General features: G+C 67.6%; 10 protein-coding genes. 6 read left to right on the top strand and 4 right to left on the bottom strand.

Annotated elements, in window-relative coordinates:
• The first annotated feature begins 46 nt into the window (after nucleotides 1-46).
• The 4 genes from NR101_RS05895 to NR101_RS05880 all read left to right on the top strand — a co-directional run bounded on the left by NR101_RS05895 (nucleotide 47) and on the right by NR101_RS05880 (nucleotide 5624).
• Nucleotides 47-1612 (top strand): N-acetylmuramoyl-L-alanine amidase, encoded by a 1566-nt coding sequence (locus NR101_RS05895; protein WP_256774708.1) that lies wholly within the window; start codon nucleotides 47-49, stop codon nucleotides 1610-1612.
• Between the two features lie 242 nt (nucleotides 1613-1854).
• Nucleotides 1855-3723 (top strand): DNA mismatch repair endonuclease MutL, encoded by a 1869-nt coding sequence (gene mutL / locus NR101_RS05890; RefSeq protein ID WP_256774709.1) that lies wholly within the window; start codon nucleotides 1855-1857, stop codon nucleotides 3721-3723.
• 44 nt (nucleotides 3724-3767) lie between these two features.
• Nucleotides 3768-4670, top strand: coding sequence for a DUF1684 domain-containing protein (locus NR101_RS05885; protein WP_256774733.1), 903 nt, complete (start codon nucleotides 3768-3770; stop codon nucleotides 4668-4670).
• A 3-nt stretch (nucleotides 4671-4673) separates the two neighbouring features.
• Complete coding sequence (locus NR101_RS05880) at nucleotides 4674-5624, top strand: TraB/GumN family protein (protein WP_256774710.1); 951 nt, start codon at nucleotides 4674-4676, stop codon at nucleotides 5622-5624.
• A 76-nt stretch (nucleotides 5625-5700) separates the two neighbouring features.
• Here NR101_RS05880 and phaR read toward each other — a convergent pair whose 3' ends face one another.
• From phaR to gluQRS, 3 genes are all read right to left on the bottom strand, one after another.
• Nucleotides 5701-6240 carry a polyhydroxyalkanoate synthesis repressor PhaR gene (gene phaR / locus NR101_RS05875; RefSeq protein ID WP_256774711.1) on the bottom strand — a complete coding sequence of 180 codons (540 nt, stop codon included), beginning with the start codon at nucleotides 6238-6240 and terminating at the stop codon, nucleotides 5701-5703.
• Between the two features lie 359 nt (nucleotides 6241-6599).
• Complete coding sequence (gene phbB / locus NR101_RS05870) at nucleotides 6600-7340, bottom strand: acetoacetyl-CoA reductase (RefSeq protein ID WP_256774712.1); 741 nt, start codon at nucleotides 7338-7340, stop codon at nucleotides 6600-6602.
• Nucleotides 7341-7413: 73 nt separating this feature from the next.
• Nucleotides 7414-8298: a tRNA glutamyl-Q(34) synthetase GluQRS gene (gene gluQRS, locus NR101_RS05865; protein WP_256774713.1), complete on the bottom strand. Its 885-nt coding sequence runs from the start codon at nucleotides 8296-8298 to the stop codon at nucleotides 7414-7416.
• Between the two features lie 93 nt (nucleotides 8299-8391).
• Here gluQRS and htpX point away from each other — a divergent pair, with 93 nt between their 5' ends.
• A complete protein-coding gene (gene htpX, locus NR101_RS05860) occupies nucleotides 8392-9264 on the top strand; it encodes a protease HtpX (RefSeq protein ID WP_256774714.1) in 873 nt (290 codons plus the stop codon).
• Nucleotides 9265-9675: 411 nt separating this feature from the next.
• On the opposite strand, the gene NR101_RS05855 is transcribed toward htpX, so the two are convergent.
• Nucleotides 9676-10503, bottom strand: coding sequence for an inositol monophosphatase family protein (locus tag NR101_RS05855; RefSeq protein ID WP_256774715.1), 828 nt, complete (start codon nucleotides 10501-10503; stop codon nucleotides 9676-9678).
• Between the two features lie 121 nt (nucleotides 10504-10624).
• On the opposite strand from NR101_RS05855, the gene NR101_RS05850 reads away from it, so the two are divergent.
• Entirely contained in the window at nucleotides 10625-11395 is a 771-nt protein-coding gene (locus NR101_RS05850; protein WP_256774716.1) for an RNA methyltransferase, read from the top strand.
• Nucleotides 11396-11450 lie beyond the last annotated feature (55 nt).

Below are 11450 nucleotides of genomic sequence, written 5' to 3'. Positions count from 1 at the left end.
GAGTTGCATTTCGTTCAGCGCGGTGATTGAATCCTGACCCATGCCAATGGGGAAACCACTCACCGCCATCTGTGCCGCCGTCGGACTCTGTCTGGCGAGCGCCTTGGCGTGGGCTGGCGAGGTCCGCCAGGTGGGTCTGGAGACCGGCGCCACCGGCACCCGCGCGGAAATCGCGTTGACCGGCAGTGGTGGTTACAAGACCCTGTCGCTGGCCGGTCCCAACCGCCTGGTGGTGGATTTCCCGGACTCCAGCGCGATCCGCAACCTCAAGCTGCCTGCGCCCAAGGGCGTGGTCACTGCCGTTCGTACCGGCCAGCCGGTGCCCGGCACCTTCCGCGTGGTGTTCGACCTCGCCGAATCGGTGGCGCCGTTCCGTCCGCAGATGGTCAAGCAGGGCGATGAATCGCGGCTGGTGATCGAATGGCCCGGCGATGCCCCGGCCAGTGTCGCCCATGCACCTTCTGCCGTACCGGCGACGGCCAGCGCGCCGCCGCCGACCGCGGTGGTGCCCAGCGCACCCCAGGCCCCGACCGCCGCCGAAGCCGCGCAGGCGCGCAGCGATGCCGCGCGTGCCACCGCATTGCTGACCGCCTCGGTGCGCCAGCAGGCCAGCGCGACGGCGGCCACGCCGGTTCCCACGCCCGCCGCCGCACCCACGGCGACGGCAGTGAACGTGGCTGCCGCCGGCAACGCCAACGCGGCCAGCAATTCGGCTTCTCCGGCGGCGATCCTGTCCGGCCAGGCCACGGCTTCGGTGGTGACCGCGCCTGCGCCGGTCGCGGTGACGCCGGCCGAGCCGCCGCGTCCTTCGATGCCCAGCGACGCCTCGCGGATCAAGATGCGCGCGGGCATGCGGCCGCTGGTGGTGGCGATCGATCCCGGCCATGGCGGCCAGGATCCGGGCGCTGTCGGCCCGACCGGCAAGCGCGAGAAGGACATCACCCTGGCGGTGGCCCGCGAGCTGGCCCGGCAGGTCAACGCCACGCCGGGCCTGAAGGCCTACCTGACCCGCGATACCGACGTGTTCATTCCGTTGCCGATGCGCGCACAGAAGGCGCGGGCGGCCAAGGCCGACATCTTCATCTCGATCCACGCAGACGCTGCTGAAAACCGCGCGGCCACCGGTTCGTCGGTCTACGTGCTCTCCACCAAGGGCGCGTCCTCGCAGCGTGCGCGCTGGCTGGCCGACAAGGAAAACGCCGCCGATCTGGTCGGCGGCGTGCGCCTGCAGCAGACCGAAGGCACCCTGGCCAACGTGCTGCTGGACCTGGCCCAGAGCGGGTACATGAAGGCCTCCGAAGACGCGGCCGGCCACGTGCTGGGTGGGCTCAAGCGGATCGGCAAGAACCACAAGCCCAATATCGAACGCGCCAATTTCGCGGTGCTGCGCACCTCGGACATGCCGGCGATGCTGGTCGAAACCGCCTTCATCTCCAACCCGGACGAAGAGCGCCGCCTGATCGACCCGGCCTACCAGCGCCAGATTGCCGGTGCCGTGCTCGATGGCGTGCATACCTTCTTCAGCCGCCAGCCGCCGCCGGGCACGCTGTATGCCGCCCGTGCCGAAGCCGAGATCGAAGCGGCCAGTACGTTTGCAGGTGGCAGCAAGTAATCCGCCTGTAGAGCCGACCGTTGGTCGGCTGGCTGTTGATTCTGGCCATCGGCATCGCCAAAGGCAGCCGACCAACGGTCGGCTCTACGGCACCGGAGACATCGGCATCGCCAAACGCAGCCGACCAACGATCGGCCCCACCGCGTCGCAGCCAGGCATAGCCCGGCGCTACGCTATCATCTACCGATGAAGTCCTGCCCCCGAATTCCCATCGCCTCCGCCTTTGCTATCCGGGGACGCGCATGAGCATCCGCCAGTTGCCCGAGATCCTGATCAACCAGATCGCGGCCGGCGAAGTGGTCGAGCGCCCGGCATCGGTAGTGAAGGAACTGGTCGAGAACGCGCTGGACGCCGGTGCCACCCGGGTCGATATCGACCTGGAAGAGGGCGGCGTGCGGCTGATCCGCATCCGTGACGATGGCGGTGGCATCGCGCCGGAAGAACTGCCGCTGGCGGTCTCGCGCCACGCCACCAGCAAGATCGCCAGCCTCGATGATCTGGAGTCGGTGGCCACGCTCGGCTTTCGTGGCGAAGCGCTGCCGTCCATCGCCTCGGTCAGCCGGTTCACCTTGTCTTCCCGTCGCGCCGCCGACGCGCATGGTTCATCGCTGCAGATCGAGGGCGGCAAGCTCGGCGATGTGATGCCGCGTGCGCATGCCCCGGGCACCACGGTGGAAGTGCGCGAACTGTTCTACAACGTGCCGGCGCGGCGCAAGTTCCTGCGTGCCGAGCGCACCGAACTGGGCCACATCGAAGAGTGGCTGCGGTCGTTGGCGTTGGCGCGCCCGGACGTGGAACTGCGCGTATCGCACAACGGCAAGCCGTCGCGCCGTTACAAGCCCGGCGACCTGTATTCGGATGCGCGCCTGGGCGAAACACTGGGCGAGGATTTCGCCGCGCAGGCGCTGCGCGTGGACCACAGCGGTGCCGGCCTGCGCCTGCATGGCTGGATCGCGCAGCCGCATTATTCGCGCGCCAGCACCGACCAGCAGTACCTCTACGTCAATGGCCGTTCGGTACGCGACCGCAGCGTCGCCCACGCGGTGAAAATGGCGTACGGCGATGTGCTGTTCCATGGTCGCCAACCGGCGTACGTGCTGTTCCTGGAACTGGACCCGACCCGGGTCGATGTCAACGTGCACCCGGCCAAGCACGAGGTGCGCTTCCGCGACGCCCGCCTGATCCACGATTTCGTCTACCGCACCTTGAAGGAAGCGTTGGCCGAGACCCGTGCCGGCATGACCCAGGCGGGCGCCGGTGCCGAGGGGCACGCGGGCGTAGCTGCCGCCGCGATCGCCGGCGGGTATGCGCAACCGGGCGGCGGGTGCGCGCTGGGCGGTGGCGGTGGCGGCGGTGGCATGTCCGCGCAATGGCGTCCGCAGCAATCGCCGCTGGGCCTGCAGGTCGCCGATGCCCCCACGGCGTATGCCGCGCTGTATGCGACGCCCGCCGGTGCCGGCGTGTCCGCTGGGCTGCCGCCGATGCCGAGCGAAGGCGGCCTGCCGATGACCGCCGCCGACAGTGGCGTGCCGCCCCTGGGGTATGCGGTGGCGCAGCTGCACGGCATCTACATCCTTGCTGAAAATGCCGAAGGCCTGATCGTGGTGGACATGCATGCCGCGCATGAGCGGATCGGCTACGAGCGCCTGAAGACCGCGCACGATGGCATGGGCCTGCACGCGCAGCCGCTGCTGGTGCCGATCACGCTGGCGGTGGGCGAGCGCGATGCCGATACCGCCGAGCGCGAGACCGACACCCTGGTTGCGCTGGGCTTTGAAATCACCCGCTCCGGTCCCGGATCGCTGCATGTGCGCAGCATTCCGGCGTTGCTGGCCAACGCCGAGCCGGAAGGCCTGCTGCGCGACGTGCTCACCGACCTGCGCGAACACGGGCAGAGCCGACGCATCGCCAGTGCCCGCGACGAGCTGCTGTCGACCATGGCCTGCCATGGCGCGGTGCGCGCCAACCGGCGCCTGACCGTGCCGGAAATGAACGCGCTGCTGCGCGACATGGAAAACACCGAACGCTCGGGTCAATGCAATCACGGCCGACCGACCTGGGCACGTTTTTCACTGGCGGACATGGACCGCTGGTTCCTGCGCGGACGTTGAAGGGGAGAGTCATGCGGACTTGGGGAAGGGGACTTGGCGCGGCGATGCTGGCGCTGGGACTGGCAGCCTGTGGGAACACGCCGCAGCCACCGGTGGCGGTGGCCGACGATCCCGCGTTCGCCGCCGAACAGCAGCAGTGGCGCCTGCAACGCTACGAGGAGCTGCATGCCGCCGATGGCTGGACCAGCCTGGTGGGCCTGCACTGGCTGGAGTACAAGGCGCATTACATTGGCCGCGGCCCGGGCAGCGGCATCCGCCTGGCGGTAGGCCCGGACAAGCTGGGCATGGTGGCGCGCCAGGGCGATGCGGTGTGGTTCACCCCCGAGCGCGGTGTTGCGCTGCGCGTGGGCGACATGCCGGTGACCGGGCGCATCCGCTTCTTCAGCGATCGCGATCCCACCCCGACCCTGATCAGCTTCGATGACGGCAAGGGACAGTTGAGCCTGATTCATCGCGGCGAGCGGTACGCACTGCGGGTCAAGCATGCCGACGCGCACAGCCGCACCCACTTCGCCGGCCTGCAGTATTGGCCCGGCGGCGCCGCGTGGCGGGTCAGTGCACGCTTCGTCCCGCACCCACCCGGCAAGACCCTGCCGATCATCGACATCACCGGGCTGACCACCGACATGCCCAATGCCGGGACGCTGGCGTTCGAGCGCGACGGCCGCACGTGGACGCTCGAAGCGATCGGTGAGCCCGGGCGCGAGCTGTTCGTGATCTTCGTCGACCGCACCAGTGGCCACGGCAGCTACCCGGCCGGGCGTTACCTGGACCTGCCCGCACCGGATGCCAATGGCCGGGTGCTGATCGATTTCAACCACGCCTACAATCCGCCCTGTGCATTCACTCCGTTCGCGACCTGCCCGCTGGCACCGCCGGAAAACCGCCTGGACCTGCGCATCGACGCCGGCGAGCAGGCCTACCACGCCCCTGAAGGAGAGGCCTGACCCATGTCGATGTTGCCGCGACTGATGTCTTCATTGTTGATCACCGCCGGGCTGCTGCTGGGCAGCGGTGCCGTGCAGGCGCGCGGCGATGCGCCTGCCGCCAAGGTGGCCTCGCCGGTGCCGTTGTTGTGGAAGGTGACCGGGCCCGGCGACAGCCGCGTGTACCTGCTGGGCTCGTTCCATCTGCTGCGTGCGCAGGACTATCCGCTGTCGGCCGACGTCGAGCAGGCGTTCACCGCGTCCAAGCGGGTGGTGTTTGAACTGTCGCCGCAGGACATGCAGTCGCCGCAGCTGCCGCAGAAAATGCTGCAGGCGGCGATGCGCACCGATGGCACCGAGCTCAAGCGCGACCTGGATGCAGCCACCTGGACCAAGCTGCAGGCCTACGCGAGTGCCAACAACCTGCCGCTGGCGCAGCTGCAGGGGATGAAGCCCTGGTTCGTCGGGCTGACCATCACCCTGGGCCAGTTCACCAAGATGGGGCTGGACCCGAACCTCGGGCTGGACCGTCATTTCATGGAGCGCGCGGCCACCGCGAACAAGCCAACCTCGGGCCTGGAGGACATCGATACGCAGGTCGGGGTGCTGTCGGGGATGTCGGCGCAGGAACAGCAGCAGATGGTGGCCGAGGCGCTGGACCAGGCCGACAAGGCCGATGTCGAGGGCCGCAAGCTGCACGATGCGTGGCGGCGTGGCGACGACAAGCTGCTGTGGACGTCGATGGCGGCGCAGATGCGCGGCCAGTACCCGCAGCTGTACAAGCGGATCAACACCGACCGCAACGATGCCTGGGTGCCCAAGCTGCAGCAGTACCTGCAGGCCGGGCAGGGGGGCACGCTGGTGGTGGTCGGCACGCTGCACCTGCTGGGCAACGATGGCGTGGTGGAGAAACTGAAGGCCAAGGGCTTCCAGGTGGAGCGGGTGTGCACCGGCTGCGCCAAGCCCAAGCGCTGATCAGACGCTGAGGGCGGAGACGAAAAAGGCGCGGCCGGAGGGCTGCGCCTTTTTTCGTTGTGACCCCGCGGGTAACTCAGCGGCGGGTCTTGCCCGTGCCGGGTGCCGGGGTGTCCGGCTTGGCCGTGCCCGCGCCGGTACCGGTGGAGGTGCCGCCGGGACGGGGACCGAAGCCGGCGCCGCCGGTGCCCATGTTGCGCTGGAAATCCTGCCAGAGTTCGAGGTTGCGCTCGGTGAGCTGGTTCATCATCGCCCAGGGGGTCTGGCCGAGGAGGTTGCCCATCTGCTGGCGGAACTGCTGCTGCTGGTCGAGGAAGACCTGCATGCTGCGCTCCAGGTAATTGCCCATGAAGCCCTGCAGGGAGTCGCCGTAGAAGCGGATCAGCTGGCTCAGCAGCTGCGTGGACAGCATGGGTTCGCCGTCCTGTTCCTGGTCGGCGATGATCTGCAGCAGCACCGAGCGGGTCAGGTCGTCGCCGCTCTTGGCGTCACGGACTTCGAAGTCTTCGCCGTCGAGGATGAGCTGGCGCACGTCTTCGATGGTGATGTAGCTGGAAATCTCGGTGTCGTAGAGCCGGCGATTCGGGTATTTCTTGATAATGCGGTTCGCAGCCATGAAACGGTCACTCATCACAGTAGGCGCGCAGCATGGCGCAGTGCAGCAGCACATGCAACCGCCGAAAGGCCCATGCGGCGGGGTATTGGAATCAATTCATGTTGCGCAGCATGGATCTGCGCGGGGTGCAGCATTTGCCGGTTCCATGTCGGGGCCGTAGCCGGTTGGGCCTGCAAACGGTTTCTCGGACCGCGGCGGCAGCGTATCGCTCCGCGCGGATTCCGTAGAGCCGACCGTTGGTCGGCTGCGCATGCGCTGCGGAAAGCAGCCGACCAACGGTCGGCTCTACGTGGTGCGGAAAGCAGCCGACCAACGGTCGGCTCTACGTTGTGCGGAGGGTAGCCGACCGACGGTCGGCTCTACCAGCCCATGTGGTGGCCGCCGTTGATGTCCAGGTTCGAGCCGGTGATCCACGATGCCTCTTCGTTGACCAGGAAGGCCACCGCATAGGCGATTTCCTCGGGCTTGCCGAGGCGGCCGGTGGGGATGTCGGCGATGATCTTGGCGCGCACTTCGTCAGGCACGGCCATCACCATGTCGGTGGCGACGTAGCCGGGGGAAATGGTGTTGACGGTGATGCCGAAGCCGGCATTCTCGCGTGCCAGGGAGATGGTGAAGCCGTGCATGCCGGCTTTGGCTGCGGCGTAGTTGGCCTGGCCGTACTGGCCTTTGAGGCCGTTGATCGAGCTGATCTGGATGACCCGGCCCCAGCCGCGCCGGCGCATGCCTTCGATGACCGGGCGGGTGACGTTGAACACCGAGTTGAGGTTGGTGTTGATGACGTCGTGCCACTGGTCGGCCCGCATGCGATGGAAGGTGGTGTCACGGGTGATGCCGGCGTTGTTGACCAGGATCTCGATCGGGCCGAAGGCGGCTTCGACGGCACGGACCATGGCCTCGGCGGTGTCGGGGTTGGAGACATCGCCGGGGAAGATCGCCACGTCCGAGCCGCGGGCCAGCATCATCTCGCGCCATGCCGTGGCCTTGGCTTCGTCGCGGTAGTTGGTGGCGACCCGATGGCCCTGGTCGGCCAGGCGTTGGCAGATGGCGGTGCCGATACCGCCGGTACCGCCGGTGACCAGTGCGACGCGAGATGTCATGAGCTGCTACTCCGAAAGGCAGGGCCAACAAGGGGGAAAGCGATTCTGCAACATCGCCGCGGCAAATGGGGGCTCAGCCGCGGCCCTGCGGTGCAACGATGTCGTGGCGGGGCAGTCGGGCGGGATCGAAACCGGCGCGGGCGCGGGCCAGCAGGTCCGCTACATTGCCATCGGTGCGCAGGCAGGCTGGATCCTGGCCGAGCGCGGCCCATGCCTGGCGCAATGCGGGCAGGGGCCGGGTGGGGTCGAGGGGGCGTGCGGCATCGGACTTGGAGAGTTTGCGGCCGTCGGTGTCGAGCAGCAGGGGCAGGTGCAGATAGGCCGGGGTAGGCAGTCCGAGCGCGCGTTGCAGCAGGATCTGGCGCGGGGTGGAGTCGAGCAGGTCGGCGCCCCGCACCACGTCGGTGATGCCCTGGTCGCCGTCATCGACCACTACTGCCAGCTGGTAGGCCCAGTAGCCGTCGGCGCGGCGCAGGACGAAGTCGCCGACCTCGGCGTGCACGTTCTGCTGGATCGCCCCGCGCAGGCCGTCCTGGAAATGGACCGTGCTGCCCGGCGGCACGCGCAGTCGGATGGCCGGTTGCGGGCGCGGGCTGCGTGCCACGCACTGGTGGTGGATGCCGCGCTGGTCGGCCAGGTCGCTGCGACTGCAGTGGCAGGCAAACGCCGTGCCTTCGTCCAGCAGGCGGTCCAGCGCCTTCTGGTAGACGCTGTCGCGCCCGCTCTGGTGGACGATCGGGCCGTCGCTGGTCAGGCCGAGGCCGCTCAGAACGGCCAGTTGCTGATCCACCGCGCCGGGTACGGTGCGGGGTGGGTCGACGTCTTCGATCCGCACCAACCAGTGACCACCGGCGTGCCGGGCGAGCAGCCAGCTGCCCAGCGCGGCCAGCAGCGAGCCGGGATGCAGGGGGCCGGTGGGTGAGGGCGCGAAGCGGCCGCGGTAGGGGGTCATGGACATGAACTATGAATCGTCGGTCAGTTTGCGACTTGAATTCAACATGAAGTCCCCGCAGATTTGCAGTCATCAACCTCTTTCGAGCGCTATTTTCCCATGTTCAGTCGCATTGCTCTCTTTCTTCTGACCAACGTTGCGGTGCTGATCCTGGCGGGCATCGTGATGTCGGTGCTGGGCGTGAATCCCAGCCAGATGAGCGGCCTGCTGGTGATGGCGGCCATCTTCGGCTTCGGGGGTTCATTCATTTCGCTGCTGCTGTCCAAGTGGATGGCCAAGCGGTCGACCGGCGCGGTGGTGATCACCGAGCCGCGCAATCCGACCGAACGCTGGCTGCTGGCCACGGTCGAACGCCAGGCGCGCGAAGCCGGTATCGGCATGCCGGAGGTGGCGGTCTATGACGGTCCGGAAATCAACGCCTTCGCCACCGGCGCCAACCGCAACAAGGCGCTGGTGGCGGTGTCCACCGGCCTGCTGCACAACATGAGCGAGGACGAGGCCGAGGCGGTGCTGGGCCACGAGATCGCGCACGTGGCCAACGGTGACATGATCACCATGGCCCTGCTGCAGGGTGTGTTGAATACGTTCGTGATCGTGCTGGCGCGGATCGTCGGTGGTTTCATCGACAGCGCGATGTCGGGCAACCGCGAGGGCGGCGGGCGCGGCATCGGCTACTTCGTGATCGTGTTCGTGCTGGAGATGATCTTCGGTCTGTTCGCGACGATGATTTCGATGTGGTTCTCGCGCCATCGTGAGTTCCGCGCCGATGCGGGCGGTGCGCACCTGGCCGGCCGCCAGAAGATGATCGCGGCGCTGGAGCGGCTGAAGCTCAACCACGGCCAGAGCACGCTGCCGACGCAGATCGCCGCGTTCGGCATTGCCGGCTCGACCGCCAGGAAGCTGTTCATGAGCCACCCGCCGCTGGAAGAGCGCATCGCCGCCCTGAAGGCGGCTGGCAATACGGTGGTCTGATTCCGCCGACGGTCGTCTGTTGAAACAAAATGCCCGGCTTTGGCCGGGCATTTTGTTTTCTGGACGCAACGGCCGATCGACGGCCGGGGTAGTGGCCTGAGTCGGTTATGGCGGGAGCGTGCGGGTCGGCGCCGTGATCGCGCCTCCAGCTCTTTCGTTGCGCACCCGCACACTGTCAAAAGGTGGGTACGGGTGGGTTGGCGGGACCGTCGGGCGCCATGGATGGCGCACGCGAGCCTCCATGGAGGGATTCACGGCGTGTCCCGCCAACCCACCCGTACCCGCCCAAGCCAGCAGACGCGCACCGCCGCCGCGGCTGCTCCTGCTCCTGCTCCTGCGTTTGCGCTGCACCTCTAACAAACAAAAACGGCGCCCGAAGGCGCCGTTTCAAGCTGTCGCAGTCGCGGCCAATCAGAACTTGGCGTCGAACTCCGCCGCATAGCCGGTGTTGACCAGCACCTTCTGCAGCACGTCGGTGTTCTTCACGTTGCCGGCCACGATCTGCTGGGTCTCCGGACCCCGGCTGTCCATGCGGGCCGGGGTGGCGCCCTTGAAGTCGCAGACGCGGCCGCCGGCCTCGCGCACCAGCAGCACGCCGGCCGCGATGTCCCAAGCCTTCACGCCGGCCTCGAAGTAGGCATCGGCACGGCCACAGGCCACGTAGGCCAGGTCCAGTGCCGCCGAACCCGTGCGGCGCACGTCCTCGGCATGCACCAGCAGCGCATCCACTGCCTTAAGCTGCGCACTGGTGCGCTGGCGCTCGCGCGGGGCAAAGCCGGTGTGGATCATTGCGCCGTTCATGTCCTTGCGATCGGCCACGCGGATACGGCGGTCGTTGAGCACCGCGCCAGCGCCACGGCTGGCCGTGAACAGCTCATTGCGGAGCGGGTCGAAGATCACCGCATCGATCGGCTCGCCGTTTTCCACCAGCGCGATGGACACGCAGTAGTGCGGGAAGCCGCGCAGGTAATTGCTGGTGCCGTCCAGCGGGTCGATGACCCACATGTAACGGTTCACACCCTGCAGGCCACCTTCCTCGGCCATGATCCCGTATTCCGGGTAGGCGCGCTTGAGTTCCTTGACGATGACCTTTTCCGCATCCGCATCGACTTCACTGGCATAGTCCATGCGCCCCTTCTCTACGACGTTCAACGCCTCGAGCTTGTTGATGTTGCGCAACAGGACGTTGCCGGCGAGGCGGGCGGCCTTGACCATGACGGTGACGGCGGGTTTCTGCATGGCGAAAAGCTCCCGTAAAGGCAGAGTGGGTATGTTTGGCGGGGGAAAAGAGCGGTCCCGGCGCAGAGGCCGGTCGCACAGTTTACCATCTGTGGCTTGTCTGCTCGCGTTTGGCCTGTTCATGTCCATTGAAACCGCTCCGTCCCGTATCCGATTCGTCCTGGTCGGCACCCAGCACCCCGGCAACATGGGCGCTGCGGCGCGCGCCATGAAGACCATGGGCCTGGGCCGGCTGGTCCTGGTCGCTCCCGAAAAGCCGCTGGATGAAGAGGCGTTCAGGCGCTCGGCCGGCGCCGAGGACGTCCTCGGCGACGCCCCCGTCGTAGGCACCCTGGCCGAGGCCGTGGCCGACTGCACCCTCGTGCTGGGCTGCACCGCCCGCGCCCGTCGGGTCCAGCTGGAAGAGCTGCTGCCCACCGTGGCCGCCCAGCGCGCCCTGGCCAAGGCCGCCGAGCCCGACGCCGAAGTCGCCTTCGTGTTCGGCCGCGAGCGCACTGGACTGACCAACGAAGAACTGCAGCTGTGCCACCTGGCCGTGCACATCCCGTCCCATCCCGATTTCAGCTCGCTCAACCTGGCCGCCGCCGTGCAGGTGCTGGCCTACGAACTGCGCATGGCCGTGCTCGGCGGCGTCGAAGGCGCGGCCCCGGCCGACCCCGAACACCGCGAGCAGCCGGCCAGCCATGCCCAGGTTGAAGGCCTGTTCGGCCAGCTTGGCCAGACCCTGGACGAGATCGACTTCCACAAGGGCCGCGCACCGGATTCGGCGATGCGCAAACTGCGCCGCCTGTTCCTGCGTACCGAACTGAGCGAACAGGAAGTCCGCCTGCTGCGCGGCATCCTCGCCGATGCACAGCGGATGGCGAGATTGGCGAACAACCGCCCCGAATGAGCTGACGCAGTTCTCACTTTTTCGGGTAGGCTGTTCGGATTCCTTGGGGGGAGTG

Source organism: Stenotrophomonas sp. Ste86, assembly GCF_024519465.1.
In the GTDB taxonomy this organism is placed as follows: Bacteria; Pseudomonadota; Gammaproteobacteria; order Xanthomonadales; family Xanthomonadaceae; genus Stenotrophomonas.
The sequence above is the reverse complement of the archived record's forward strand: the minus strand, read 5'-3'. Positions and strand labels throughout refer to the sequence as shown.

What these genes read in the sequence shown, in the direction of transcription:
- NR101_RS05895 (WP_256774708.1), top strand. Translation starts at nt 47, where the DNA reads ATGGGGAAACCACTCACCGCCATCTGTGCCGCCGTCGGACTCTGTCTG.
- mutL (WP_256774709.1), top strand. Translation starts at nt 1,855, where the DNA reads ATGAGCATCCGCCAGTTGCCCGAGATCCTGATCAACCAGATCGCGGCC.
- NR101_RS05885 (WP_256774733.1), top strand. Translation starts at nt 3,768, where the DNA reads ATGCTGGCGCTGGGACTGGCAGCCTGTGGGAACACGCCGCAGCCACCG.
- NR101_RS05880 (WP_256774710.1), top strand. Translation starts at nt 4,674, where the DNA reads ATGTCGATGTTGCCGCGACTGATGTCTTCATTGTTGATCACCGCCGGG.
- phaR (WP_256774711.1), bottom strand. Translation starts at nt 6,240, where the DNA reads ATGGCTGCGAACCGCATTATCAAGAAATACCCGAATCGCCGGCTCTAC.
- phbB (WP_256774712.1), bottom strand. Translation starts at nt 7,340, where the DNA reads ATGACATCTCGCGTCGCACTGGTCACCGGCGGTACCGGCGGTATCGGC.
- gluQRS (WP_256774713.1), bottom strand. Translation starts at nt 8,298, where the DNA reads ATGTCCATGACCCCCTACCGCGGCCGCTTCGCGCCCTCACCCACCGGC.
- htpX (WP_256774714.1), top strand. Translation starts at nt 8,392, where the DNA reads ATGTTCAGTCGCATTGCTCTCTTTCTTCTGACCAACGTTGCGGTGCTG.
- NR101_RS05855 (WP_256774715.1), bottom strand. Translation starts at nt 10,503, where the DNA reads ATGCAGAAACCCGCCGTCACCGTCATGGTCAAGGCCGCCCGCCTCGCC.
- NR101_RS05850 (WP_256774716.1), top strand. Translation starts at nt 10,625, where the DNA reads ATGTCCATTGAAACCGCTCCGTCCCGTATCCGATTCGTCCTGGTCGGC.